The organism is Priestia sp. SIMBA_032 (genome assembly GCF_046535215.1).
Classification (GTDB): domain Bacteria; phylum Bacillota; class Bacilli; order Bacillales; family Bacillaceae_H; genus Priestia; species Priestia aryabhattai.
Map to the genome: position 1 here is coordinate 1 of NZ_JAWRXD010000696.1, position 271 is coordinate 271.

General features: G+C 36.9%; 1 protein-coding gene. It reads left to right on the forward strand.

Features of this window, described 5'->3' with window-relative positions:
* On the forward strand, window positions 1-271 hold a 271-nt coding region (locus SB717_RS36055), incomplete at both ends, for a hypothetical protein (RefSeq protein ID WP_410907793.1).

Consider the following 271-nt stretch of genomic DNA (forward strand, 5'->3'; position numbering starts at 1 on the left):
GAATTAACAGCAGAGCGTTTTATATCTCATCCATTTAGTAGTAATTCGAAAGAAAGATTATACCGGACAGGAGACTTAGCTAGGTATTTGCCAGATGGGAATCTAGATTATCGTGGAAGAATTGATCATCAGGTTAAAATACGTGGTTTCAGAATTGAGATTGGGGAAATTGAGTCTACTTTAAATACATATGCATCTGTAACAGAGGCAGTTGTAATTGTAAGAGAAGATCAGCCGGGCGATAAAAGATTAGTAGCATATGTTGTAGGAG